Origin of the sequence: Halopseudomonas sp. (genome assembly GCF_036961105.1) — a bacterium.
GTDB lineage: Bacteria > Pseudomonadota > Gammaproteobacteria > Pseudomonadales > Pseudomonadaceae > Halopseudomonas.
On record NZ_JBALWW010000012.1, the window covers coordinates 55,062 to 78,879 of the forward strand.

The 23,818-nt window shown below is 60.3% G+C and carries 23 protein-coding genes; 12 read left to right on the plus strand and 11 right to left on the minus strand.

Annotated features, from left to right (window positions below; all coding sequences use genetic code 11):
• The 6 genes from V7756_RS12580 (at position 1) to V7756_RS12605 (ending at position 5,450) form a co-directional block, all read left to right on the plus strand.
• The gene (locus tag V7756_RS12580; protein WP_335610531.1) at positions 1-672 is read left to right on the plus strand and encodes a protein-L-isoaspartate(D-aspartate) O-methyltransferase; all 672 of its coding nucleotides are present in this window, start codon (positions 1-3) and stop codon (positions 670-672) included.
• Between the two features lie 18 nt (positions 673-690).
• Entirely contained in the window at positions 691-1,614 is a 924-nt protein-coding gene (locus V7756_RS12585) for a DUF368 domain-containing protein (protein WP_335610532.1), read from the plus strand.
• Between the two features lie 122 nt (positions 1,615-1,736).
• On the plus strand, positions 1,737-2,558 hold the full coding sequence (locus V7756_RS12590; RefSeq protein WP_335610596.1) for a peptidoglycan DD-metalloendopeptidase family protein: 822 nt from the start codon (positions 1,737-1,739) through the stop codon (positions 2,556-2,558).
• Positions 2,559-2,831: 273 nt separating this feature from the next.
• Positions 2,832-3,740 carry an RNA polymerase sigma factor RpoS gene (gene rpoS / locus V7756_RS12595; RefSeq protein ID WP_442908998.1) on the plus strand — a complete coding sequence of 303 codons (909 nt, stop codon included), beginning with the start codon at positions 2,832-2,834 and terminating at the stop codon, positions 3,738-3,740.
• A 220-nt stretch (positions 3,741-3,960) separates the two neighbouring features.
• Positions 3,961-4,533 carry a LemA family protein gene (locus V7756_RS12600; protein WP_335610534.1) on the plus strand — a complete coding sequence of 191 codons (573 nt, stop codon included), beginning with the start codon at positions 3,961-3,963 and terminating at the stop codon, positions 4,531-4,533.
• Entirely contained in the window at positions 4,530-5,450 is a 921-nt protein-coding gene (locus tag V7756_RS12605; protein WP_335610535.1) for a GIDE domain-containing protein, read from the plus strand. Before V7756_RS12600 ends, V7756_RS12605 begins: the two co-directional genes overlap by 4 nt.
• 18 nt (positions 5,451-5,468) lie before the next feature.
• Here the strand turns inward: V7756_RS12605 and V7756_RS12610 are convergent, their stop codons facing one another.
• The 3 genes from V7756_RS12610 to V7756_RS12620 form a co-directional block, all read right to left on the minus strand.
• Positions 5,469-7,538: a putative bifunctional diguanylate cyclase/phosphodiesterase gene (locus V7756_RS12610; RefSeq protein ID WP_335610536.1), complete on the minus strand. Its 2,070-nt coding sequence runs from the start codon at positions 7,536-7,538 to the stop codon at positions 5,469-5,471.
• Between the two features lie 226 nt (positions 7,539-7,764).
• Positions 7,765-8,346: a superoxide dismutase [Fe] gene (sodB, locus tag V7756_RS12615; protein ID WP_335610537.1), complete on the minus strand. Its 582-nt coding sequence runs from the start codon at positions 8,344-8,346 to the stop codon at positions 7,765-7,767.
• A gap of 244 nt (positions 8,347-8,590) precedes the next feature.
• Positions 8,591-9,211, minus strand: a complete 621-nt coding sequence (locus tag V7756_RS12620) for a LysE/ArgO family amino acid transporter (protein WP_335610538.1) — start codon at positions 9,209-9,211, stop codon at positions 8,591-8,593.
• Positions 9,212-9,306: 95 nt separating this feature from the next.
• Here V7756_RS12620 and V7756_RS12625 point away from each other — a divergent pair, with 95 nt between their 5' ends.
• Positions 9,307-10,191: a LysR family transcriptional regulator ArgP gene (locus V7756_RS12625; RefSeq protein ID WP_335610539.1), complete on the plus strand. Its 885-nt coding sequence runs from the start codon at positions 9,307-9,309 to the stop codon at positions 10,189-10,191.
• On the opposite strand, the gene V7756_RS12630 is transcribed toward V7756_RS12625, so the two are convergent.
• A complete protein-coding gene (locus tag V7756_RS12630; protein WP_335610540.1) occupies positions 10,192-11,244 on the minus strand; it encodes a saccharopine dehydrogenase family protein in 1,053 nt (350 codons plus the stop codon). It lies immediately after the preceding gene.
• A 125-nt stretch (positions 11,245-11,369) separates the two neighbouring features.
• A complete protein-coding gene (locus V7756_RS12635) occupies positions 11,370-11,717 on the minus strand; it encodes a hypothetical protein (RefSeq protein ID WP_335610541.1) in 348 nt (115 codons plus the stop codon).
• Positions 11,718-12,013: 296 nt separating this feature from the next.
• On the opposite strand from V7756_RS12635, the gene V7756_RS12640 reads away from it, so the two are divergent.
• Both V7756_RS12640 and V7756_RS12645 read left to right on the plus strand, forming a co-directional pair.
• A complete protein-coding gene (locus tag V7756_RS12640; protein ID WP_335610542.1) occupies positions 12,014-12,859 on the plus strand; it encodes an ATPase in 846 nt (281 codons plus the stop codon).
• Complete coding sequence (locus V7756_RS12645) at positions 12,859-13,494, plus strand: acyl carrier protein phosphodiesterase (RefSeq protein WP_335610543.1); 636 nt, start codon at positions 12,859-12,861, stop codon at positions 13,492-13,494. The genes V7756_RS12640 and V7756_RS12645 overlap by 1 nt, the downstream gene beginning before the upstream one ends.
• On the opposite strand, the gene V7756_RS12650 is transcribed toward V7756_RS12645, so the two are convergent.
• On the minus strand, positions 13,428-14,216 hold the full coding sequence (locus V7756_RS12650) for a lysophospholipid acyltransferase family protein (protein WP_335610544.1): 789 nt from the start codon (positions 14,214-14,216) through the stop codon (positions 13,428-13,430). The two genes, V7756_RS12645 and V7756_RS12650, sit on opposite strands and share 67 nt — an antisense overlap.
• A 2-nt stretch (positions 14,217-14,218) precedes the next feature.
• Entirely contained in the window at positions 14,219-14,971 is a 753-nt protein-coding gene (locus V7756_RS12655; protein ID WP_335610545.1) for a GNAT family N-acetyltransferase, read from the minus strand.
• A 180-nt stretch (positions 14,972-15,151) separates the two neighbouring features.
• Here V7756_RS12655 and V7756_RS12660 point away from each other — a divergent pair, with 180 nt between their 5' ends.
• Together V7756_RS12660 and V7756_RS12665 are read left to right on the plus strand one after the other, a co-directional pair.
• The gene (locus V7756_RS12660; protein ID WP_335610546.1) at positions 15,152-15,931 is read left to right on the plus strand and encodes an MBL fold metallo-hydrolase; all 780 of its coding nucleotides are present in this window, start codon (positions 15,152-15,154) and stop codon (positions 15,929-15,931) included.
• Positions 15,932-15,955: 24 nt separating this feature from the next.
• Positions 15,956-17,116: a phospholipase D-like domain-containing protein gene (locus V7756_RS12665; RefSeq protein WP_335610547.1), complete on the plus strand. Its 1,161-nt coding sequence runs from the start codon at positions 15,956-15,958 to the stop codon at positions 17,114-17,116.
• A 36-nt stretch (positions 17,117-17,152) separates the two neighbouring features.
• Here V7756_RS12665 and V7756_RS12670 read toward each other — a convergent pair whose 3' ends face one another.
• The 3 genes from V7756_RS12670 to V7756_RS12680 form a co-directional block, all read right to left on the minus strand.
• On the minus strand, positions 17,153-17,923 hold the full coding sequence (locus V7756_RS12670) for an enoyl-CoA hydratase (protein WP_335610548.1): 771 nt from the start codon (positions 17,921-17,923) through the stop codon (positions 17,153-17,155).
• Between the two features lie 192 nt (positions 17,924-18,115).
• On the minus strand, positions 18,116-19,051 hold the full coding sequence (locus V7756_RS12675; RefSeq protein ID WP_335610549.1) for a 2Fe-2S iron-sulfur cluster-binding protein: 936 nt from the start codon (positions 19,049-19,051) through the stop codon (positions 18,116-18,118).
• 20 nt (positions 19,052-19,071) lie between these two features.
• Positions 19,072-20,199 carry a GGDEF domain-containing protein gene (locus V7756_RS12680; RefSeq protein WP_335610550.1) on the minus strand — a complete coding sequence of 376 codons (1,128 nt, stop codon included), beginning with the start codon at positions 20,197-20,199 and terminating at the stop codon, positions 19,072-19,074.
• A gap of 343 nt (positions 20,200-20,542) precedes the next feature.
• Between V7756_RS12680 and V7756_RS12685 the strand changes: the two genes are divergently transcribed.
• Entirely contained in the window at positions 20,543-22,066 is a 1,524-nt protein-coding gene (locus V7756_RS12685; protein WP_335610551.1) for a fumarate hydratase, read from the plus strand.
• 255 nt (positions 22,067-22,321) lie between these two features.
• Here V7756_RS12685 and pyk read toward each other — a convergent pair whose 3' ends face one another.
• Positions 22,322-23,773, minus strand: a complete 1,452-nt coding sequence (pyk, locus tag V7756_RS12690) for a pyruvate kinase (RefSeq protein ID WP_335610552.1) — start codon at positions 23,771-23,773, stop codon at positions 22,322-22,324.
• Positions 23,774-23,818 lie beyond the last annotated feature (45 nt).

The following is a 23,818-nucleotide window of genomic DNA, read 5'->3' on the forward strand; positions in this document are numbered from 1 at the left end:
ATGGTGCGCGACGAACTCTATAAAAACGGCATCGGCATGACCTCTCAGCGCACGCGAGAGCGCCTGCTCGAGCGCTTGTTCGAAGAGGGCATCCGCAATCTGCACGTGCTCGAAGCCATCCGGCGCACGCCGCGCCACCTGTTTGTCGATGAAGCTTTGGCACACCGCGCCTACGAAGATACCGCCTTGCCCATCGGCCATAACCAGACGCTGTCGCAGCCCTACATAGTGGCGCGCATGACCGAGCTGCTGCTCGGCGGCGGTCCGCTCGACAAGGTCATGGAAGTGGGCACCGGTTCGGGTTACCAAACCGCGATTCTGGCGCAGGTAGTGGAGCGCATCTTCAGTGTTGAGCGTATCTATCCGCTGCAGGAGCGGGCCAAGGCGGTGCTCAAGGATATCAACATTCGCAACGTGGTATTTCGTCATGCCGATGGCAACTGGGGCTGGCCGCAATACGGGCCCTACGACGCCATTCTGGTAACCGCCGCGCCCGCAGAAGTGCCAAAGGAACTGCTGGGTCAGTTGGCCGATGGCGGTCGTATGGTGATTCCGGTGGGCGAGCATGAGCAGCATCTGATGTTGGTGGTGCGCAACGGCGACGAATTCATATATCAGCAGGTTGAACCGGTTCGCTTTGTGCCTTTGCTGGCGGGCGCGATTCGATCCTGATTCCAGAGGAAGGTGCAGGTGCGGGAATACATACTGATCTTTTTGCGTGGCCTCGCCATGGGTGCTGCAGACGTGGTTCCTGGTGTGTCCGGCGGTACTATCGCCTTCATCTCCGGCATCTACGATCGCCTGTTGGCGGCCATAGCAGCCTGTACACCCGACAAGTTGCTGTGGTTGGCACGCGGTCGAGTGCGTGAGACCTGGAAGGCCATCGACGGCGGATTTCTGTTCACCCTGCTGGCGGGTATTGTCTGCAGCATAGCCACGCTGGCGCGGCTGATCAGCTATCTGCTGGCCGAGTACGGCCTATTGGTCTGGTCGTTCTTTTTCGGGCTTATCCTGATTTCTGTCTATCTGGTGGGACGCGAGATTGTGCGCTGGAATATATGGACAGTTGCCGCTCTGGTGGCGGGCGGTGTGTTTGCCTACCTGATAACCGTAGCTTCCCCGCTGGCGCTGAACGCCAGCCCCCTTGCGCTCTTTTTTGGCGGCGCTATTGCCATCTGCGCCATGATACTGCCGGGTATCTCCGGCAGCTTCATTCTGCTGCTGCTGGGGCTCTACAGCGGTGTGCTGCAAGCCGTGAGAAGCTTCGACGCGGTTCTGCTCGGCTGTTTCATGCTGGGGTGCCTCGTGGGTATTCTCAGTTTCTCGCGTTTGCTGGGATGGTTACTGGCGCATGCGCGCAATATCACTCTGGCCTTTCTTACCGGTCTGATGATCGGCTCGTTGAACAAGGTATGGCCCTGGAAGCAGACGCTTACCTGGCGTACTGACAGTCATGGCGAAGCAGTGCCCTTGTTGCAGAGCAATCTGTTGCCAGCGCAATACCAGAGCGTGATGGGAGAGCCGTCGCTGTGGCAGGCCGGATTGGCATTGATGGCCCTGGCCGTGGTATTAGTGTCGCTATTGGACTGGTGGGGTCGGCGCACGGCTGGCTGACACCGGTACCGCTGCTGCAGTAGGGTAAGAACGGGAACCAACCTGGATATTTGGGGTGGTGTGTGCGTTACAGGCTACAGGCGGGTGTGAAAATCAAACAGCTTGGTATCTCTCTGCTGGCTATGCTGCTGGTTGCTTGCGCAGGTCCGTCTGGCACAGTTCCGATTGATGAGCGCGGCCGCGGTGGTCAGCGCGCAGACGTGGTTACGGACGGTTATCACACGGTGCAACGTGGCGAGACCCTGTACCAGATCGCCTTCCGCTACGGCTGGGACTGGAAGGCTTTGGCCAGCAACAACAATATGGCTGCGCCTTACACTATCTACCCAGGCCAACGCATCAGTCTGAATTCCCGCCGCGCTTCGCGCCCTGCTGTTGCCAGTTCCAGGCCTGCAGCGCCACCGGCTGCCCGCCCTGCGGCAGCGCCTGCGGTTACTCCCGCCAGCCCGGTGGTCTCCCGGCCCGTGACATCTCCTCAGCCTGGCCTCACCACCACGACCACACCGCGACCTGCCGCGACCCAGTCTCGTCCGCCGGCCAACACCAGCGCTCAGGTCAGTCTGCCGACCACGGTAGCCGGCTGGAACTGGCCCGCACGCGGCACGCTGCTGGCACGGTTTCAGTCAAACGGGAGTTTGAATAAAGGGATTGATATTGCCGGGCAATTGGGTGAGCCTGTCAAGGCAGCTGCGGACGGGGTAGTGGTCTACGCTGGGCGTGGTCTGATCGGTTATGGCGAGATGATTATCGTCAAGCATAACGAGACTTATCTTAGCGCGTACGCGCACAACAGCAGGCTGCTGGTGAAGGAAGGTGAGCAGGTAAAGGTGGGGCAAAGCATCGCAGAGATGGGCAGCAGCGGCACCGACAGGGTCAAGTTGCATTTTGAAATCAGACGAAAAGGCCAACCTGTAGACCCGTTGGCGTATTTGCCAAAATCTTGATGCTAAGGTGGTGGTGACTGCCACATGATTGTCATGCTTTGAGGGCACGCTGGCAGCGAAGAACAGTACATAGCAACGGTGTAAAAAGCGGAACGAACCAAACTCGACTTGCCCTGTCTAGTCAAGACGCGGTTCGGGAAATGTGTCTTACCGCGATTTGACTGAGAATGGGGCATGTATATGGCAGTGAAGAATAAGAAACAGCCAAGGCAGACCATGACGGACCAACCTGCGCTTACCGAGCGCGGTATCAAGGATGATGAGGAGACACCAATGCCTGCATCAATCACTGCTGCTAAAAGAGCGACCCCGCGCAATCACAAACGCGAGAACGCTTTTGAATTCACCAAGCAGCTGGACGCTACTCAGCTGTACCTCAACGAAATCGGCTTTTCCCCCTTACTGACCCCTGAAGAAGAGGTCCATTTTGCGCGCCTGGCGCAAAAAGGGGATCCGGCTGGGCGCAAGCGGATGATCGAGAGTAACCTGCGCCTGGTCGTCAAGATCGCGCGGCGCTATGTCAATCGTGGGCTTACTCTGCTGGATTTGATCGAAGAGGGTAACCTGGGTCTGATACGCGCCGTGGAAAAATTCGATCCAGAGCGCGGCTTCCGCTTCTCTACCTACGCCACCTGGTGGATCAGACAAACCATTGAGCGCGCCATCATGAACCAGACGCGGACCATCCGCTTGCCGATTCATGTGGTCAAGGAGCTCAATATCTACCTGCGGGCGGCCCGCGAGCTCACGCAAAAGCTGGATCATGAGCCTTCCCCGGAAGAGATCGCCCTGCTGCTGGACAAGCCGGTAGCGGAGGTCAAGCGCATGCTGGGTCTCAACGAACGGGTCGCCTCCGTTGACATGTCACTCGGGCCGGATTCGGACAAGACATTGCTCGATACCCTGACTGACGATCAGGGCAGCGACCCCTGCGACAAGCTGCAGGATGATGATCTCAACACCAGTATCGACAGCTGGCTGTCGGAGTTGACCGAGAAGCAGCGCGAAGTGGTTACCCGGCGGTTCGGGCTGCGTGGTCATGAGAGCAGCACGCTGGAGGAAGTGGGCAGAGAGATAGGTCTGACTCGGGAGCGAGTCAGACAGATTCAGGTTGAAGCGCTCAAACGTCTGCGCGACATCCTCGAACAGCACGGCCTGTCCAGCGAATCGCTGTTTCAATAAATTCCCCGACTGTGTAGCGAAAGCCACCGCCGCCGGCGGTGGCTTTTTTTATCCTGAGTGTCCTTCTCAGTGCGGTTTCCGCAATTTTTTGCAGCGCTCAAAAAGCCATGCCACTTGGCCCAGTGTGCCGTTATAGTATCGGCAGGCAGCCGCTGTGTGGCTGAATAACCCCGGACCAGAGAACGCACGTTCGCTGGTGCTACAGCAAAGGATTTGACCAATGGAACTGACGACTCTGATTATTCTTGTAGTGCTGGCCGTGGCACTGATCTACGCCATCATGCTGTACAACCAGTTGGTCAGCGTGAAGCACGCCGTTAGCCAGGCCTGGGCCAACATCGATGTGCTCCTGCGCCAGCGTCACGAAGAACTGCCCAAGCTGGTGGAAACCTGCCGCCAGTACATGCAATACGAAGGCGAGACTCTGGAGCGCGTTATCGCTGCCCGCGGCGCGGTTGCCAGCGCTCGGCAGCAGAGTGACGTGAAAGGCGTCGGCGTTGCCGAGACGGCACTGCGCAGCGGTCTTGGGCAATTGTTCGCGCTGGCGGAAAACTACCCCGAGCTCAAGGCCAGTCAGTCCTTCCAGCACCTGCAGGAGCGTATCACCGGCCTGGAGAACGGTATTGCCGATAGGCGCGAGTTGTATAACGCTGCGGTAAACATCAACAACGTGCGCATCGAGCAGTTCCCTGAAGTGCTGCTGGCGCGGTTGTTTGCGTTCAAGCCGGCTGATCTGTTGCAGTTCTCTGCCGAGGAGAAAGCCGACGTCAACATGCGGGCTCTGTTTTCATGATTGATGTGCACGGGGTCATGTGGTTGTCCCCGCCGCATTATTATCTGTTCTCCGGCCTGGCCACACTGGCAGCGCTGGTTTGCCTTTATCTGATGCTGACGCGCCTGCGGCGCGCGCGCTGGATCGAAGATACCCCGACCTCACGCATTCGCTCCGCCGCTCAGGGTCTGGTCGAACTCAATGGCATGCTGGATGCCGGCGGTTACGAGCCGCTGTTCTCGCCTCTGGCCAAGCGTCCCTGTCTTTGGTATCGCTTCCGCGTAGAGGAGCACAAGGGCAATTCCGACCGCGATAGCCAGTGGCGTACCGTGGAGCAGGGCGTGTCGGAACGGCCCTTTCTGCTGCGCGATGCCACGGGTGCCTGCTGGATCAATCCGCTGGGCGCTGAGGTACATCCCAAGCACCGACGGCGCTGGGAGGGCAATCAGCGTTGGCCCGCCGAAACATCCGTTTCCAAAGGACTGCTTGGCAGTTTGCTGCGCAAGCGCTATCGCTACACCGAAGAATGGTTTGTGGCCGAGGAGCCGCTGTACGCCATCGGTTGGTTCGAAAGCCGCGGTGGCGGGCGCGAGGCGGTAGATCTGAACGCCATGTCACGACAGGTCATCAGTAACTGGAAGGCGGACTACCCGGATCTGCTGGCACGCTTCGATCGCAACGGCGATGGCAAGATTGACTTGCAGGAATGGGAGCGGGTCCGCCGCGCCGCAGAAAAAACCGCAGCGCAGCAAGCGAGGGTGGCAGGGCAGGCGCCGGTGGTCCATGGATTGCGCAAGCCACCGCAACGGGGATTGCCCTTTGTGCTGTCAGACCATCATCAGGATGATCTCAGCCGGCGCCTGCGTGCCGGCAGTTGGTGGAGTCTGCTTGGCCTTGCCGGCAGTGCGCTGCTGGCCTGCTGGTTGTGGCTGGCCTGAAGAACGCACTGGAGGCGCTCAGCTGAGCTCGGAGGTGTTGCGCGGTATTCTTGGTTTGGCTCGATACTGCCGAATCCAGTCGCCGAAGGCCGCTGCAGTGAGCGGGCGGCTGTAGTAATAGCCCTGGCCTTCGTTGCAGCCCTGGGCAATCACATAGGCTTCCTGTTCCGCCGATTCCACGCCCTCGGCGATGACTTCCATATTCAGGCTGCGGCCCAGTTGGATGATGGCGCGAACTATGGTCGCGTCGTCTTCGTCTACCAGCACGTCCTGCACGAAACTCTTGTCGATCTTGATCTTGTCCAGCGGCAGGCCGCGCAGATAGCTGAGCGAGGAGTAGCCTGTGCCGAAGTCGTCAATGGCAATCAGCACGCCGGCCTTTTTCAGACTGTTCAGATGACTGGCCGCAGCGGCAATGTCTTCCATCAGGCCGGTCTCGGTGACTTCCATTTCCAGACAGTGCGCCGGCAACTGATAGCGCTGCATGAGGTTGGTGACCACGCGAGACAACTCGCTGTGATGCAGTTGCACAGTGGACAGATTCACGGCCATGCGCAGCCCGTCAAAGCCTTGATCATGCCAGGCGCGTAGCTGTTTGCAGGCCTGGTCGAGAACCCATTCGCCAATGCTGATGATGATGCCGTTCTGCTCTGCCAACGGGATGAACAGGTCCGGCGGTACCAGCCCGCGCTCGGGGTGCTGCCAGCGCAGCAGGGCTTCTACGCCCACCACTTCATGGGTTTCGTAGCTGACCTGAGGCTGATAGGTAAGATGGAATTCATTGCGCTCCAGCGCGCCACGCAGCTCCTTGTCGAGCTCCCGGCGTACACGCATCTCGCTGTCGAGGCTGGCGATATAGAACTGATAGCGATTTCGGGAGCGGGCCTTGGCCAGCATCATGGTCTGTTCGGCTTTCTGTAGCAGCTTTTCGGCGTTGTCGCCGTCGTCAGGGAAGAGCGTGATGCCGATAGTCGCCCGCAGACTCACGGTATGTTCGCCCAGATCAAACGGGCGACCCAGATCGTCAAGGATGGTCTGCGCGAGTTCGGCGGCCTCGTAGGGCTCGCCGACGCCGGTCTGCACCAGGGCAAACTGATCGCCACCCAGACGCGCCAGACTGCCCAGCCGACCGCTGTTGGCACGCAGACGGTCAGCGACGGTGACCAGCAGGCTGTCACCGGACTGGTAGCTGAACTGCTCGTTGATTTCCTTGAAGTCGTCCAGCCCGCAACAGAGCACCGCAACGCCTCGCTGCCGACGCCCGGCGTCGGCGAGAATACGGCTGAGCTGTTCCTGCAGCATGCTGCGGTTGGGCAGGCCGGTGAGGTGATCGTGCTGCGCCATGTGCAGCAGATTGGCCTCGGCTTCGCGGCGTCGGCTACTGTTGCGCTCGATCGACTCCAGCAACTCATTGGCCTTTCTGATCCACAAGCCCAGTTCGTTCTTTTCCTGGCCTGGCAACATGGGGATGTGCATCTTGCCGGGGTGGTCAGGGTTGATGTCGGCGATGCGGTCGATGATGCCAGCGAGGGGTTTGGTGAGCAGAACGTGATAGAGCAGATAGAGGGCAAAGGCCATGGCCATGGCGCGTAATACGCCAGACAGCAGAATGATCAATGAGCTTTGCAGGAAGTCGTCGCCGTAGGGCGCGGTGTCCAGGGTTATGCGCAGGTCGCCGTAATATTCATTGTAGGGCTCGCGCCCGTAAAGACCGACGCTGTACTGCTGCTCGATACCAAACAACCAGTCGGTAAGCGCGCGGTAGGGCGAGTCCTGCAGCGGACGTTCGCGGCTGGCCAACTGACTTTCGTCCGGATGACCGATGGCGGCATAGCGCACCGCTTCATGCTCGAAAAGGCCACCGATGACTTGCAGTGCCATTTCGCGATCGAGGCTGTAAACCGCCTGGGTGGCGGGATCCTGTGACATGGCGAGGATCTGCTCGGCGTTGCTATCGATCAGCTTGCGCTCCTTGCGCAGGTCGTAGGCGATCTGGCCCAAGCTGAGAACCACGCCAACCACCAGTGCCCACAACAACACTAGACGAAGGAGTTTGATGGAAAGGCTGTGCCGACGCTCTAGCTTCAAAGTCTTGTTATTCCTGTCATAAGTAAGTTGCGCGCTGAATTCATCATGCAAGCTCCAGGCTCGACTGCGCAACACCCGCACTCTTTGTTGTTAGTAATAATTTCGTGCGGCGTTTTGTCGAGTATCGGCAAACTGCCCTGTGACGTCAAAGTGAAATCACTTTTTCAGACTCATAAACGCACAACACCCCGCCGAGGCGGGGTGTTGTGCGGTATTGCTACTGCGATCAGGCAGCGAAGTTCTTCGCTACAAAGTCCCAGTTGACCAGGTTCCAGAATGCCTCGACGTACTTGGGACGGGCATTGCGGTAGTCGATGTAGTAGGCATGTTCCCACACATCACAGGTCAGCAACGGAGTGTCGCCGGAGGTGATGGGGTTGCCGGCGCCGATGGTGCTGGCCAGCGCCAGTGAGCCGTCCGCCTTCTTGACCAACCAGCCCCAACCGGAACCGAAGGTGCCGATCGAGGTTTTGCTGAACTCTTCCTTGAAGGCATCGAAGGAACCGAAAGCCTTGTTGATGGCTTCAGCCAGTTCGCCAGTAGGTTCGCCGCCGCCGTTTGGCGCCAGGCAGTTCCAGTAGAACGTGTGGTTCCAAACCTGCGCTGCGTTGTTGAATACGCCGCCGCTGGAAGTCTTGATGATTTCTACCAGACTTTTGCCTTCGTACTCGGTACCCGGAACCATGTTGTTCAGGTTGGTAACGTAGGTGTTGTGGTGCTTGCCGTAGTGATATTCCAGAGTTTCCGCAGAGATGTGCGGCTCCAGTGCATTTTTCTCGTATGGGAGTGCTGGTAATTCAAAAGCCATGGTTAATCTCCATCTTCAGGTATCAAGGTCCAGAAACGGAATACTGCTCTCACTGTGTGACCGGAATGGGTGGCCTACAGTTCGCCAGGATTGCTGCCGTTGCGCTTGGCAACCTGGCTACGCCTCTTTTGTGCTGGAGCTGATATCGGCTCCACGGGGCGTTGCCCGTCTCGCGATCGGGAAGCCCCGATGATAGCACCTGAGTGCGCGGCTATCCACGTACCAAGTATAGGGGTATAGCCGTTCAGAGTGTCTGCAATGCCGGTCTGGCCAGCGACCAGGCGACCGCCAGCATCATCGCTGCAACGGTGAGATCGATGCAGCGCCAGGTCATCGGGCGGCGTAGCAATGGCGCCAGGCGGGCCGAGCCCAGCGCCAGAACGCTGAACCAGAGTACCGAAGCGCTGACGGCTCCGAGCGCAAAGACCGCCGGCAGGGCATGTTGTGCTCCCACCGAACCGATCAGCACCATGGTGTCGAGATAGACATGCGGATTCAGCAGTGTGACCGCCAGGGTGCTGAGCAGCACTGCGCGGTGCGAACGCTGCGGTTGATCGCCCAGGCTCAGGATTTGCGGGGAAAGAGCGCGGCGCAATGCCTGCAACGCGTAGAGCGTGAGAAAGCCAACACCCGCCCAGCGGGTGATCTCCATAGCCAGCGGATGACTCTGCAGCAGGGCTGCCAAACCGAAGATGCCCGCCACAATCAGCACCGCGTCGCAGCTCATGCAGATCAGCGCCACACTGATGTGATGCTCACGGCGCAAGCCCTGCGCCAGCACGAAGGCATTCTGTGCGCCTATGGCCATGATCAGCCCGGCGGCCACCAGCAGGCCATTGGTATAACTGTGCAGCAGTGAAGACATGACGGACGTCTCGGTGAATGAACGAAGTGGATTCTGGCGTGGCAGTTACTATTAGAAAAGACAATAATGCTGATGTCACATTAGGGATTTTGATGATGCTCGATTATAAATTGCTCGCCGCTCTGGCTGCGGTGGTTGAGCAGGGCGGCTTTGAACGCGCGGCTGCTAGTCTGGGCCTGTCGCAGTCTGCGATTTCACAGCGCATCAAGTTGCTGGAGTCGCGGCTGGGCTCGCCAGTGCTGGTGCGCATGTCACCGCCGCAGGCAACGGCAGCCGGCCAGCGGTTGCTCAATCATGTGCAACAGGTGCGCCTCCTGGAGCGGGATTTGCGCACCGATTTGCCTGAGATCGACACGCAGGCGGGGATGAGCCGGTTGCGGGTAGCGTTGAACGCCGACAGCCTGGCCACCTGGTGGGCGCAAGCGGTCAGTGGCTGGTGTTGCGCCGAACGGGTGTTGCTCGACCTGCAAGTTGAAGATCAGGACGTAGGCCTGCGGCGCATGCGCAACGGAGAAGTGGCTGCCTGCGTCTGCGCCACCGAGCAGCCCGTCGCCGGAGCGCGCAGTCTGTTGCTGGGTCAGATGCCCTATCTGGCGGTGGCCAGTCGCGAGTTCATTGTTCGGCATTTTCCGGCGGGAGTGGAAGTTGCGAGGTTGCCGCGAATACCGGCGGTTGTCTTCGGCCCTGACGATCAGTTGCAGCATCGCTTTATGCAGGCGCTGGGGCTGCCGGGCGAGTTTGAATACCATCTCTGCCCTTCATCCGAGGGGTTCGTGCGCCTGCTCAGCGCGGGTATTGGCTGGGGCATGGTGCCGGCCATGCAAGTGGCCGAACAGTTGCGCAGCGGTGAGCTTTGCGAGTTGGTGCCAGGGCGGCCGCAGGAAGTGGCTCTATACTGGCATTATTGGCGTCACGGCGGACACTTGCTTGAGGGACTGACCAATGAGCTGGCGCGGCGCGCGCCAGCCCTGCTGAGCTGATTATTCCAGATGCATTTCACCGGAGCCGGGCAGTTTCTCGATGCAATCGGCGCCGAGCAGGCGGGAAGGGGTGTAGTAGCCTGGCGCGGGTTCGTTCTGCTGCAGAAACTCGACCGCAAAGAGCGCGCCCTCAACCGTGACATCGTAGCCGTTGGCCGTCTGTATACGTGCGGTGACCTTTTTGCCCACCCGGTTCTGCGCTTCGCCCCAGACAAAGGTACGGGCATTTTGCCGCTGGGTGCTGTCGGGGCCAAGGATGCGACGGCCAACCAGATACTTCAGCAGCGCCTGGATCGGCGGCAAGCCCAGCAGCGGACGCAGCCGGTCGAGACGGCGAAGGCGGGTAGCGGCGCTGGGCGCCATCGGGATGAACACCTCAATGTCATCAATGCCGGTAGAGAACCAGGCGGTAGCTACATCGCCCCAGGGGATGGTCACGGCGTGCTTGGTGCCATTGCCGAAGTCTATGTCCCGGCTCTGGTAGGCCAGTGGAACGGTCTTGATCTTGTCGCCCTTGCGAATGCGCCCGCCGTATTTCAGACCTTCCACCGAGGTCTTGGCCGTGCCGGGGGAAAAGCTGCTACGTGAATCAAAACCCAGCGCCAGGCGGTCGGCGTCCGGCAAGGCTTCCTTCAAGCGGGCGGCGATGCAATCGGTGGGGATTACATCAAAACCGACGCCGGAGCAGATCACCACATTGGCTTCGGCGGCATCGTTGTGGCGACTCTGCGCGGCGACAAATACGTCGATCTCGCCAGTGATATCCAGATAATGGCAATGATTATGCAGGCAGGCGTCGATCATGGGTTGACTGGTGGCCGAGAATGGGCCCGCGCAGTGCACCACGCAGTGCATATCCTGCAAGCCATCGCGAGCAGCCTGGGCATGATCGAGGCTGAAGCTGCGCGCCTGCAGGCCGAGCTCATTGGCCAGGGCGCTTACTGCGTGTTGGTTGCGACCGGCCAGAACCGGTTTCAGGCGCCGGGCCGCAGCCGCTCTGGCCAACAGTTCGCCAGTGTAGCCGTTGGCGCCGTAGATCATCCATTCAGACATACTCTCACTCCTCGAAGCCGGAATGGTTCAGAGTAATGTCTGCGCCGGGCTTGTGCCAGCGCCTTCAGTTCTTCGCTGAGCGACAGCGCACAATTATCAGCACTCCGGGCGCCGAACGGGCAGCGTCAGCGTATAACCTGGCCGCGATAGATTCGAACGCTGCCACTGGGTGCCGCAGAAACTGGCTGTTCCGGCACGGCGCGTTTGCGTTCGGGCTGGTACTGACGTGCCGCGATGGCGCCCTGCGCGACCATGCTTTCTTCCGCCTCCGGCGTGGGTGCCAGCATCTCTGCGAGGCGATTGCCCAACTGCTGAATGTCAGCTTCGGCACAGCTGCGGCTGAGACCTATCATGCTTTCCACCGCATCGGGATCCCCCAGACGTACCGTCACTCCCAGGGAGCGTTTGAGCTGACGGCGCAATGCGGTCATGCAGTCAAGGGTCGCTCGGTTGAACTGCGCGTCTGCAATCATGCTGTTATCCCCCGATAAGAACATTGGCTGCGCAAGGTGCGGTAGCCAAGTCAATCAACTGCAAGCAGAATGTGTACCAATACGCCAAAGCGCCGGATACTTGCGGGTTGGCGGCGGTAGAAAGCATGGTGAACAGGTGTGCGCCGAGGTGACTCGCCATGCGATGGTGCATGCTTGCACCGCTCTGGCGCGGGCTTTTGGCTGATAAGCAATCTTTTGGGGGAAAAATGAAAGAGCGTGAGTTAGGTGATGATTTGCCAAGTCTGCGAGCTTCTCGTGATGAAGGCTTTGACCCTGTGGCGTCACAGCCGCGGCGTGGTGGCGCCACGGCGGGTCTGCGCGCCGACCCGCCGAGCGCGCCGCCCGCGCGCGGCACGGGTCCGCTGTGGGCACTGTGCGCAGCGCTTACGCTGGCGCTGCTGGCGCTGGGTTACTGGACCTATCAGCAACAAAGCATGCTCAAACAGCAGCTGGTCGCCACCCAGACCAGTTTCGCGCGGATCAGCGAAGAGGCCTCCGGCCGCATCCAGGATATTACCGGCAAGGTCAGCGCGACCGAGTCCAGCCTCAGCGAGGCTGAGCAGGCGCGTAACGCACGTGTTGCCAAGCTGGAAGCGCAATTGGCTCAGTTGCAGAAAACCTTGGGCGAACACGGTGGGCGCCTGGGCCAACATGAGCAGAGCCTGAGCAGCGCCAGCGCCGGTAGCGCGGATCTGGGCCAGCGTTTGCAAGCACAGCAGGCAGAGCTGGCGACGCTCACGGCCGCTTCAGCCAGTGCCGAGCAGCGTCTTGCACAGCAGGCTGAGCGCATGGCTGCGCTGGTCGAGCAAAGCCAGGCCGCCAGCACGCAACTGACCGAACTCAAAGGCCAGCTCGCAACGCTAGAGCAACTGGAACAACAGCTGACGGCGCAGTCAACTCAGTTGGCCAGCCAGAAGCAGGCCTTGCAGGCTCTGCAGGAGAAGGGCAGCGGGGATGTAGAGCAGAGCCTGTTGATCATGCGCACCGAGCTGGACAGGCGGGCGGCCGCTACCGAGCAGGCGCTGGATGCGATTGACAGTTTCAGGCTGCAGACCAATCGCAGTATCAGCACCCTACAGAACCAGGTGGCCAATCTGCACGCGCAGTTGCAGGGCAACTGATGAACTTTCTCGCCCATCTGTTGATGGGTTCGCAGAGTCCGCAACAGGCGCTGGGCAGTCTGCTGGGGGATTTCGTCAAAGGCCCGGTGCAGCAGATCGCCTTGCCTGAAGAGGTGCGTGGTGGTATCTGGCTGCACCGCCGGATCGACGTCTTTACCGATAGCCATCCGCTGGTGTTGCAGAGCAAGGCGCGCATCAGCCCGGCGCGTCGGCGGTTTGCCGGTATCATGGTGGATATGTTCTACGACCACCTGCTGGCCAGGCACTGGGAGCAGTTTGCCGATCTGCCGCTGGCCGAGTTCAGCCAACAGTCATATCGCTACCTGCTGCAACATCCGGAGTTGATTCCGGCCAATGCCTGGCCGGTTATCCGGCATATGAGCGAGAACGACTGGCTGGGCAGTTACGCGCAGCTGCCGCATCTGCATCGCGCGTTGGACAATATGGCAAGGCGGCTGCGCCGGGACAACAGCTTGCCCGGCGCGGTTACCGAGCTGGAAGCAGACTATCTGAGCTTTGAAGCTGACTTTCTCGGCTTCATGCCTGATGTGCAGCGCTTTGCGTCAGATCAGGCGGCTCGCTTGAATGCGGGCTCGCCGGACCTTTTGCTGCCATCAGCCAGGCCAAGCGCCTGACTCACAGCTGATTGGGCTTGGCGTGCCAACTGGTTGCGGTTACCCGTGGCGCTGTCGATCAGCGGCAGAAAGTGCACATGTACGTCTATCGTCTCAGCGCCCAGTAGGCGCAGCAGGTGCCGGGAAAACTCGTCATCATTGATGAAAGGCGCCACCTCATCCACCTCATTGTGCAAACGGTAGGCCACCGCCACTGGCTGCAGCGGTACCTCTGCCTCGATGGCGCTGCTCAGCAGGCGGCCATGGAAAGTGCGCACCTGCTCGCCATTGGTGGTGGTGCCTTCAGCAAAGATCAGCAGGCTGCGATCCTGCTTCAGCACTTCGATCAGTTGCTGCTGCAATGATTGCGACGCCGACTGCCCGCGCTGAATGAAGCAGGTCCCGGCCGCCGCTGCCAGCCAACCAATAACCGGCCAATGGCGCACTTCGGCCTTGGACAGAAAGTGCAGTGGCGCCTGGGCGCCGAGCACAGCGATATCCAGCCAGGACACATGATTGCTCACCCAGAGCGCGGTTCTGCCGGTCGGCCGGCCGTGCAGATGCAGGCGTAGCGGCAGCAGACGGATCAGGTTGCGCAGCCACCAGCAGGTCAGGCGCTGGCGCTGGCCATCGAGGAACGCCGGTTTCAGAGGTTGCAGCACGGCCACCCAGGTGGCCAGCACCAGTCCGCAGAGAATCCAGCCAACCACGCCGAGCAGCCGCAAACCCTTGCGCAGGATCATGCTCAACCCGCCTTGAAATGGCGAGCGTAGCGCGGGCACAGCTGTTCGCGACGCAGCAGAATAAACACGTCGGCACAGTTGAACTCGGGATCCCAGCAGGGCTCGCCGCACACCTTGGCGCCCAGACGCATGTAGGCCTTGAGCAGCGGTGGCAATTGCGCGGTAAGGTTGGTTGGCAGATCGCGCTCGGGGATCGGCAGACGCGGAATGGCGTTGAGATACTCACGGCTGAGATAACGACCGCGCAGCCGCTGCATAATGGCATGGGCCTGCAGGCCGCCATCGCTCATGTCGATGCTGGCGCAGCCCATCAGATAGCTGTAGTGCCGCTCGTTCATCAGTTGTGCCAGACCGGACCAGAGTACCGAGATGGTCGCGCCATTGCGGTAGTCGGCGTGCACGCAGGTGCGGCCAATTTCCATGATATCGCCGCGCAGCGCAGCCAGGCCCACCAGCTGAAATTCACTCTCGCTATAGAAGCCGCCAGCCAGGGGTGCCCGACGGCTGTCGAGAATACGGGTGGTTGCTACCACTCGACCGTTGTTCTGATCGCGTACCACCAGATGTTCGCAATGCAGGTCGTAGTGATCCTGGTCCAGGCCCTGCTCGGTGCTGTGCAACACCGCACCGCACTCTTCGGCAAATACCTGGTATCTCAGCGCCTGGGCGGCTCTGAGGCTGTGTGCGTCGGTAGCCAGCTCAACCAGCAGGTGGCGGCTGTTGGATTCTTCGAGGGCGAGCGCTGCTTGTGACATGGACACCTCCATCCGGGCATCTGTTATTTGATGTACAAGCTGAGCCTATGGCGCCGGGGTGTCAGGATTGTGAAGGCTTGGTTACGTTCCTGTGACCGCATACATCTTGATACAGGTCAGTGGATGTGTGCCGCGCCTGCTTTATAAGAAGGCTCCAGACAAACCAACGGAGAGTGACAGATGGTCGTGGCAAGAGTGTTGTTTGATAACGGGCCGCACAAGGTACTGTGCTTTGACCAGCTGGTGACCGGCGACGGCGTGCAGTCCAACCAGTTTCTGATTATCGATCACGACCAGCATGCGCTACTGGATCCCGGTGGCGACCTCACCTATATGCCGCTGTCGCTGGCGGTCAGCCGATACATTCCCTTGACCGAGTTGACCTACGTTTTTGCCTCGCATCAGGATCCGGACATCATTGCCTCGCTCGACAAGTGGTTGCTGCATACCCGTTGTCAGGTCGTCTGCTCCAAGCTTTGGGCGCGCTTTCTGCCGCATCTGAGTGCGGGTTATCTCAACCGTCAATTGGGCATGTCGACTACCGAGCGCATGATCGCGATCCCGGACCGTGGTGCGGATATCGCCCTGGGCAAGTCGTTTATCAAGATATTGCCGGCCCACTTTCTGCATTCGGTAGGCAACCTGCAGTTCTTCGACCCGATCAGCGGAATACTGTTTTCCGGCGACATGGGAGCCTCAATGGTGGACGATGCGGAACCTGTAACCGACTTTGCTACTCACAAATCCAGCATGGAAGGCTTTCATCGGCGCTACATGGCGGGCAACAAGGCTTGCCGCCTCTGGGCCAACATGGTGCGTCAACTGGCGCCAGCGATGCTGGTGCCGCAGCATGGCCGGTCCTTCGCGGGGCCTGCTATGATCAATGCCTTTCTGGACTGGATCAGCCAGCTGGAATGCGGCATGGACCTGCTTACCCAGGACGACTACCGCATTCCTTGAGCCATCAGCGTTGCAAGGAGAATTATGTCGTCACGCGTGTATGAGTGGCACCAGGACAATACGTTCGAACTACGAGTCGATGGACATCGCTACTTTCCACGGTTGCTCGAAGCCTTTGACCAGGCTCAGAGCAGTATCGATATAGAAATGTACTTGGTCAGCTCGGGGACCACCTGCGAGCAGGTCATTGATGCCCTGCTGCAAGCGGTGGCGCGAGGCGTCAAGGTGCGCTTCATGTTCGATGCCATCGGCAGTGAAAAGCTCACCCAGGGGGACCGCGACCGGCTTGCCGAGGGCGGGGTGGAGCTGCGTATCTACAATCCCGCGCGCTGGTACCACGGGCGGCGTCTTTTTCACCGCGACCACCGCAAGTTGATTGTGGTGGACCGACAGATCGTGTTCGTTGGTGGTACCGGGTTTACCGATAATTTCTGTCTGACCGAGGAAGATGGTCAATGCCCCCGTTGGCACGAGCAGATGCTGGAAGTGCGGGGACCAGTCGTTGCCGACTGGTTGGATCTGTTTGAGGTCGAATGGGGCCGGGTAGGCAAGTTTCAGCGCCGCGGCTTCTCGCCAGTGCGCCGCGTCAAGATACCGCGCCTGCCGCATCAAGGCAGCGGGCACGGGCGGGTGTCCTATATAGGTGCCCGTGAGCAGAAGGAGGTCGTCGCCTCGCTACTGGCGGCGCTGGCGCACAGCAAGGAACGAGCCTGGCTGGCAACCCCCTATTTTCTTCCCTCGTGGCGCATCCGCCGTGCGCTGATGCGCGCAGCTCGCCGCGGTGTGGACGTGCGCCTGCTGCTTTGCGGTACCAGCATCGATCATCTGGCCGTACTGTATGCGGGGCAGCGCTACTACAAGCGGCTGCTCAAGGCAGGGGTGCGCATCTATGAATTCCAGCCACGCTTTACCCATCTGAAAACCGCCATGGTGGATGACTGGGTCTCGCTGGGATCATGCAATTTTGACCACTGGACCCTGCACTGGAATCTGGAGGCCAATCAGCAGGCGGTTGATGCCGGGCTGACCAGGGCCGTTACCCAGAGCTTTGAGGACGACTTTGCCGACAGTCACGAGTGGACGCTGCAGGGTTGGCGCGAAATGCCCCTGTCTCACCGTTTAAAGATCCGCTTGTGGGGGCAGGTCAACCGCTGGGTGATGCGAATCTTTGGTATTCCGCGCTAGTAAGGCCCCGCACGCATGCGGGGCCGCAGCGCGATTTCAGTGGTTGGCGAAGACCGCTTTGCGTTTCTCCATGAAGGCCGTCAGCGCTTCGCGTGCTTCGGGGCCTGCCAGTAGCTTGGTAAAATGCGCCCCTTCGGCGTCCATTGTCTGCTCGGCGACCTGCGTCACGCCTTCCTTGATCAGTTGCTTGGTCAGTTTCAGTGAGCCCGGGGGTTGTTCGGTCAGCCGGACGGCGGCCTGTCGGGCAGCCTGCAGTACGGCTTCACCGGTGGGTAGCGCTTGATTGGCCAGGCCAATCTCGGTAGCGCGTTGGCCGGATACTTCCTCTCCGAGCAATAGCAGTTCGGCGGCGCGCAGGTGGCCCAGCAGGCGCGGCAGCAGAAAGCTGGAGCCGGCCTCCGGGCACAGGCCGAGGTTGACGAAGGGCATCTTCAGTCGCGCGTTGTCCGCCACATAGACCAGATCACAGTGCAGCAGCATGGTAGTACCAATGCCTACCGCCGGACCGTTCACCGCCGCGATCAATGGTTTTTCCGCGTTGCAGATGGCGCGCAGAAACCGGTAGACGGGGCTGTCGGTGCCACTGCGCGGCGAGTTGATGAAGTCACCCACATCGTTGCCACTGGTAAAACAGCTGGTACTGCCCTGAATGACGATGGCGCGCACTGCGCTGTCGTCCTGCGCTGCGCTGATAGCGTCAGCCATGGCGCCGTACATATTCTGGGTCAGGGCGTTCTTCTTGTCGGGACGGTTCATGGTCAGCGTCAGTATGCCGGCGCTTTGCTCGATCAGCAGGTGCTCGCTCACGGTAGCTCCAATTATTCTGGTGGAAGAGGGGGTGTTGCCATTGGGAGCATGGTCGCATGAATTATTTCGCTACCCCAGCAACCTGGCCCGCGCCGAATAGGGGCTTATAAGGTGGCGCGATTGGATCTGGGGCGGGTGGGGCCGAGAGTCATTGCGTTTTCGCTGTGCTGGAATCCGGGTGGGCGGGGCTGTTCAGAGCCCGCGACTGAGAAAGGCCTCATCGAGTATCTGACGGCCGGCGAGGCCGGCCATAAACAGCGGACGACGCAGCTGGTCCACGAAGCGGGCGCTGCCGCAGAGCAGGGCCTGGGTAGTGCGCGAGGGTGGGCGCAGGTTGCGCAGATCACTATGCATCTGCCCTTGCTGATGCAGCCTGAGTTGAAGTTGTGGGGCGGTTGCCGCCAGCTTTTCAAGCTCTGGTTGAAGGTAGCTGGCCTGGCCGTCAGCGCTCCAGTGCCAAAGCACTATGGTTGCGCTGTGCTGCTGTCTCAGCGCGTCCCGCGCGACCGCCTGCAGTGGCGCCAGACCGGTGCCGCTGGCGAGTAACAGCAAGGGCCGGTCATGCCAGGCCGGGTCATAGCACAGGTTTCCGCAGGGGTTACCCAGATACAGCTGCTCGCCGATCTGCGCTCGCTGCAAGCGCGAGGAAAAGGCACCCTCCGGCTGCAGCTGGATATGAAACTCCAATAGCGGATCGCCAGGCAGGCTGGCCAGTGAGTAGCTGCGCCCCAGCTCGGGCGTTAACCAGAGCGTAAGGTGCTGGCCCGCGCGATAGCGCAGCGGGCGATGGGGACGCAGACGCAGCAGCATGATCGAGCCGGGCAGTTGGGTGAGGGTCTCAATGCTGGCGCCCAGGCCATCGCTCAGCGGGTCGTGCAGGCTCACCTGCATGTCTGCGGTTACCGGACATTGACAGGCCAGCAACCAGCCGTCCATTTGCTGCTGCGGGCTAAGGCCCTGTTGCGCCTGCTCCGGAACCGATTGATCCTTGGCCTGGACCAGGCAACTCTGGCACTGACCCGCCCGGCAGGACCAGCTAACCGGCAGGCCGGCGGCCTGCAGTGCGTCGAGCAGATTGCTGCCCTGGCCTACCTGCAGCCTTTGGCCGTGTACGTTCAGCTCGGGCATGGTGTTTTCCGGTACAGCCCTCAGGCAGGGTCGGTTTGGTGGTGCTCGCAGCGATTGCGGCCACTGTTCTTGGCCATATAGAGAGCCTGGTCGGCGCTGTTCAAACAGGCTTCGAGGTCATCCTCCTGACGGATCAGGCTCAAGCCGGCCGACAAGGTGCAGTGTACGCCCTCCGGCAGGCAGGAAAATTGCATTTTTCCAAAGCTGGCGCGAATGCGTTCCATGCATTGATGCAGGGCGCCGAGGTCAGCATTGCTCAACAATATGACAAACTCTTCGCCGCCGAAGCGCGCCACCAGATCACCGTCACGTAGACTGTCCCGGGCCAGGGTAGCAAAACCTTGCAGCACTTCATCTCCGGCGGAGTGGCCATAGAGATCATTGATGCGCTTGAAATGGTCCAGGTCGATTAGGGCGACACCAAGCAGTTGATTCGGGCGCATCAGAGTCATGCGGCGGTGTGCTTCATCGATGAAGTAACGCCGATTCGCCAGACCCGTAAGGCTGTCGGTGGTAGCCAGGTTCTGCAGCTGTCCCATCATCCCGCGCAGCGTTTCCTGATGGGCCTGCAAGGTGCTATGGCGTTGCTGCAGACGTTCGCGCAGTTCACGGATATAGCTACCGGTAAACGACAGGCAGCCAAGGAAGCAGGCAAGGATAAACCATTGCACCAGACTCAGAGTGAGGTTTTGCGCGCTGGGACCACGGTAACTCTCGATGGCGATCAGGCCGCCAAAGCAGGTGAGGGCGAGCAAGGCCTGCAGTACCAGATCGCGCCGGGTCAGCTGGAAGATGCCGAAGGTCAGAATGTTGGCATACACCATTACCAGGCTACCGCGCAGACTGCCCGCAAAGGCCAGCAAATAGGTGGTAAGTAGAATGGCGACTACGATCTGGGCGTTGGTCATGCTGGGTTCGCGAAAGCGCAGATTCAGTCCGCTCTTGAGCAATACCCAAAACACAGTCTGAGTGAGAAGCCCAAGCAGCACGTGGGTCGTCGCCATCCAGGCGGAAGCGTCGTACTGTCCCGCTGCCCAGGCCACGCCGATGACTACATAGGTGATCAGGTAGTTGATCTGCGCCAGGTAGAAACGCTGGAGCCTGAGTGCCTGGAATTTATCGCTGTTTGCGTCCTGCAATTCGCTCACGATAGGCCTGCCTTTGTTGTGATGGCATTATGACGTCAATTTATCGTTTGCGCCTTGTTTTGAAAAGCATTTTATTTCATCTGCTTCTCGAATGACCGAGATGCACTTGGCAGTACTGAAATCGTTCATAGCCGCGGTGGCGTGTTTGCATGCGTGCTGGCTCCAGGTTATTTCGTCAGAGAATCAGAGCCTGGCGCTATGCCATTGAGCCAGCTCGGGTATACTTGGCGCCTGATTTTTTCAGGGTGACCCCCCGCATCACCCAAGCCTGTCCGATTCCGTGAGCCTGGCCTGACAGGGCGCAGTCCTTGTCAGCCGCCTAATGAGAGGAGCCTGTCCGAGCATGGCCGTTATCAAGCAAGATGACCTGATCCAGAGCGTGGCTGACGCGCTGCAGTACATTTCCTACTACCATCCCGTCGATTTCATTCAGGCAGTACATGAAGCCTATGAGCGTGAAGAGTCGAAAGCGGCCAAGGACGCCATTGCTCAGATTCTGATCAATTCGCGCATGTGCGCCACCGGTCACCGGCCGATCTGTCAGGACACCGGCATCGTTACCGTGTTCGTCAAGATTGGCATGAACGTCAGCTGGGAAGGGGCCACCATGAGCCTCGATGACATGATCAACCAGGGCGTGCGCCAGGCGTATAACCTGCCGGAAAACGTGCTGCGTGCTTCGATTCTGGCCGATCCGGCCGGCAAGCGAACCAACACCAAAGACAACACTCCGGCGGTCATCCATTACCAGATGGTACCGGGCGATACCGTCGAGATCGACGTCGCAGCCAAAGGCGGCGGCTCCGAAAACAAGTCCAAGATGGTTATGCTCAACCCCTCCGACTCCATCGTCGACTGGGTGCTCAAGACGGTCCCGACCATGGGTGCTGGCTGGTGCCCGCCGGGTATGCTGGGCATTGGCATCGGTGGCACCGCCGAGAAAGCGGCGGTGATGGCTAAGGAGTCCCTTATGGATTCCATCGACATCCACGAGCTGCGCGCGCGCGGCCCGCAGAACCGCGTCGAAGAGCTGCGTCTGGAAATCATGGACAAGGTCAACGCCCTTGGCATTGGCGCCCAGGGTCTGGGTGGTCTCACCACGGTGCTGGACGTCAAAATCAAGGATTACCCGACCCACGCAGCCAGCCTGCCGGTGTGCATGATCCCCAACTGCGCGGCGACTCGTCACGCGCATTTCACGCTCGATGGCAGCGGCCCGGCCGAGCTCAAGGCGCCGCCGATGGAAGCCTACCCCGACATCACCTGGGAAGTCGGCACTGGCGTACGTCGGGTCAACCTCGACACCCTCACACCGGAAGACGTGCTGGAATGGAAGACCGGTGAAACCGTGCTGCTGTCCGGCAAGATGCTGACCGGCCGCGATGCCGCGCACAAGCGTATGGTCGAAATGCTGAACAACGGCGAGCAGTTGCCGGTGGATCTCAAGGGTCGCTTTATCTATTACGTTGGCCCGGTTGATCCGGTGCGTGAAGAGGTTGTCGGGCCAGCAGGTCCGACAACCGCCACGCGCATGGACAAGTTCACCCGCCAGATCCTGGATCAGACCGGTCTGCTGGGCATGATCGGCAAATCCGAGCGCGGCCCGATTGCCATCGAGGCGATCAAGGACCACAAGGCGGTGTATCTGATGGCTGTCGGCGGCGCCGCCTATCTGGTTGCCCAGGCAATCAAGAAGGCTGAAGTGCTGGCGTTCCCGGAGATGGGTATGGAAGCCATCTACGAGTTCGAGGTCGAAGACATGCCGGTCACCGTCGCAGTGGATACCAAGGGCGAATCGGTGCACATCACCGGCCCGGCGATCTGGCAGAAGAAGATTGCCGAGAGCCTGGCGGTGGAAGTGGAGTAAGCCCGTTCGGGCAGAAAAGGGGCCTCGCTTGCGAGGCCCTTTTTTATTGCACGCTGCGCAGGGATGACTGCGACCGTCCACCCTACGATGTTCGGTGCCCATTGCAGTTGGATGGCCTTGGCTCGGCAGGAGCGGGAATCAGCCATCAGCCGGCTAGAAGCTGTTGACACGAAGCCGGCAGAAAGCCGCACGCTGAATTCCAGCCTCCAGCCTCCAGCCTCCAGCCTCCAGCCTCCAGCCTCCAGCCTCCAGCTCTTAAACCAGCGACTCCCCCACGTGCAGCAGCTTCATCGAGTTGGTGCCGCCGCGCGAATTGTAAACGTCGCCCTTGGTGAGAATTACCCAGTCGCCCGGCTGCACATAACCGCCTTCAAGCAGCTTGTTGACCGCCTGCTGGTTGATGTCACTGGAAGGCATGTCTGCCGGATTGAAAGGAATGGCCTGGACGCCACGATACAGTGCCACCCGACCCAGGGTCTGGGTATTGGGTGAGAGCGCGAAGATCGGTAGATGCGAGCGGATGCGCGACATGATCAGCGGCGTAAAGCCGCTTTCGGTCAGGCTGATGATGGCCGTAACGCCCGGGAAATGGTTGCCCGCGTACATGGCCGCCAGCGCGACCGTCTCGTCGCAGCGCTCGAAGTTCTGATACAGCCGGTGACCGGATTTCTGGCTGGTGGGATGCTTTTCGGCGCCGCGGCAAACACGGTCCATGGCGCGTACCGCTTCCACCGGATAATCGCCGGCGGCGGTTTCGGCCGAGAGCATGACAGCGTCGGTGTAATCCAGCGCGGCGTTGGCCACGTCGGAGACTTCTGCCCGGGTGGGCATCGGGCTGGAGATCATCGACTCCATCATCTGCGTGGCGGTGATCACCACCTTGTTCTGTTTGCGCGCGCGGCTGATGATGTGCTTCTGAATGCCCACCAGTTCGGCATCGCCAATCTCCACACCCAGATCGCCGCGCGCCACCATCACACCGTCGCTGGCCTGGATCAGGCCGTCCAGCGCCTCGTCATCAGCCACGGCTTCGGCACGTTCGATTTTGGCAATCAGCCAGGCTTCGGATTCGGCATCGCGCAGCAGCTTGCGCGCCAGGTTCATATCGGCAGCATCGCGCGGGAAGGAAACGGCCACGTATTCCATCTGCAGCTCTGCGGCCAGGTTGATATCGTTGCGGTCCTTGTCGGTCAGTGCCGCCGCTGAAAGGCCACCGCCGCGGCGATTTATTCCCTTGTTGTTCGACAGCGGACCGCCGACCGTGACGCGGCAACGTACTTCATCGCGGCCGACGCTTTCCACCGCCAGTACTACGCGACCGTCGTCCAGCAGCAGTTCGTCGCCGGCGCGGCAGTCGGCCACCAGGTCAGGGTAGTCAAGACCCACGATATCGCTGTTGCCATGTTCCAGATCATGTACCGTAGATAGCCGGAAGTTGTCGCCCACTTCCAACTCGATACGGCCTTCAGTGAAGCGGCCGATGCGGATCTTTGGCCCTTGCAGGTCGCCCAGCAAAGCTACGTGCTGGCCGTTCTCTTCGGCGATTTCACGTACCAGGCGGGCGCGACGGCGATGCTCATCTGCGCTGCCGTGGGAAAAGTTGAGGCGGGCGACGTTCATGCCTGCGGCAATCAGCTCGGCGATCTTTTCCGGGCTGCTGCTGGCAGGTCCGAGGGTGGCGACTATCTTGGTGCGGCGCAGCGACATGCGGAGGTCCTTGTGTGGTGAGCGGGCAGTTGGGAATGGGGTCTA

Coding starts and splice junctions, on each gene's coding strand:
- V7756_RS12665 (WP_335610547.1), top strand. CDS start 15,956: ATGTCGTCACGCGTGTATGAGTGGCACCAGGACAATACGTTCGAACTA.
- V7756_RS12605 (WP_335610535.1), top strand. CDS start 4,530: ATGATTGATGTGCACGGGGTCATGTGGTTGTCCCCGCCGCATTATTAT.
- V7756_RS12675 (WP_335610549.1), bottom strand. CDS start 19,051: ATGCCCGAGCTGAACGTACACGGCCAAAGGCTGCAGGTAGGCCAGGGC.
- V7756_RS12650 (WP_335610544.1), bottom strand. CDS start 14,216: ATGATCCTGCGCAAGGGTTTGCGGCTGCTCGGCGTGGTTGGCTGGATT.
- V7756_RS12625 (WP_335610539.1), top strand. CDS start 9,307: ATGCTCGATTATAAATTGCTCGCCGCTCTGGCTGCGGTGGTTGAGCAG.
- V7756_RS12685 (WP_335610551.1), top strand. CDS start 20,543: ATGGCCGTTATCAAGCAAGATGACCTGATCCAGAGCGTGGCTGACGCG.
- V7756_RS12620 (WP_335610538.1), bottom strand. CDS start 9,211: ATGTCTTCACTGCTGCACAGTTATACCAATGGCCTGCTGGTGGCCGCC.
- V7756_RS12635 (WP_335610541.1), bottom strand. CDS start 11,717: ATGATTGCAGACGCGCAGTTCAACCGAGCGACCCTTGACTGCATGACC.
- rpoS (WP_442908998.1), top strand. CDS start 2,832: ATGCCTGCATCAATCACTGCTGCTAAAAGAGCGACCCCGCGCAATCAC.
- V7756_RS12660 (WP_335610546.1), top strand. CDS start 15,152: ATGGTCGTGGCAAGAGTGTTGTTTGATAACGGGCCGCACAAGGTACTG.
- sodB (WP_335610537.1), bottom strand. CDS start 8,346: ATGGCTTTTGAATTACCAGCACTCCCATACGAGAAAAATGCACTGGAG.
- V7756_RS12590 (WP_335610596.1), top strand. CDS start 1,737: ATGCTGCTGGTTGCTTGCGCAGGTCCGTCTGGCACAGTTCCGATTGAT.
- V7756_RS12630 (WP_335610540.1), bottom strand. CDS start 11,244: ATGTCTGAATGGATGATCTACGGCGCCAACGGCTACACTGGCGAACTG.
- pyk (WP_335610552.1), bottom strand. CDS start 23,773: ATGTCGCTGCGCCGCACCAAGATAGTCGCCACCCTCGGACCTGCCAGC.
- V7756_RS12655 (WP_335610545.1), bottom strand. CDS start 14,971: ATGTCACAAGCAGCGCTCGCCCTCGAAGAATCCAACAGCCGCCACCTG.
- V7756_RS12645 (WP_335610543.1), top strand. CDS start 12,859: ATGAACTTTCTCGCCCATCTGTTGATGGGTTCGCAGAGTCCGCAACAG.
- V7756_RS12600 (WP_335610534.1), top strand. CDS start 3,961: ATGGAACTGACGACTCTGATTATTCTTGTAGTGCTGGCCGTGGCACTG.
- V7756_RS12580 (WP_335610531.1), top strand. CDS start 1: ATGGTGCGCGACGAACTCTATAAAAACGGCATCGGCATGACCTCTCAG.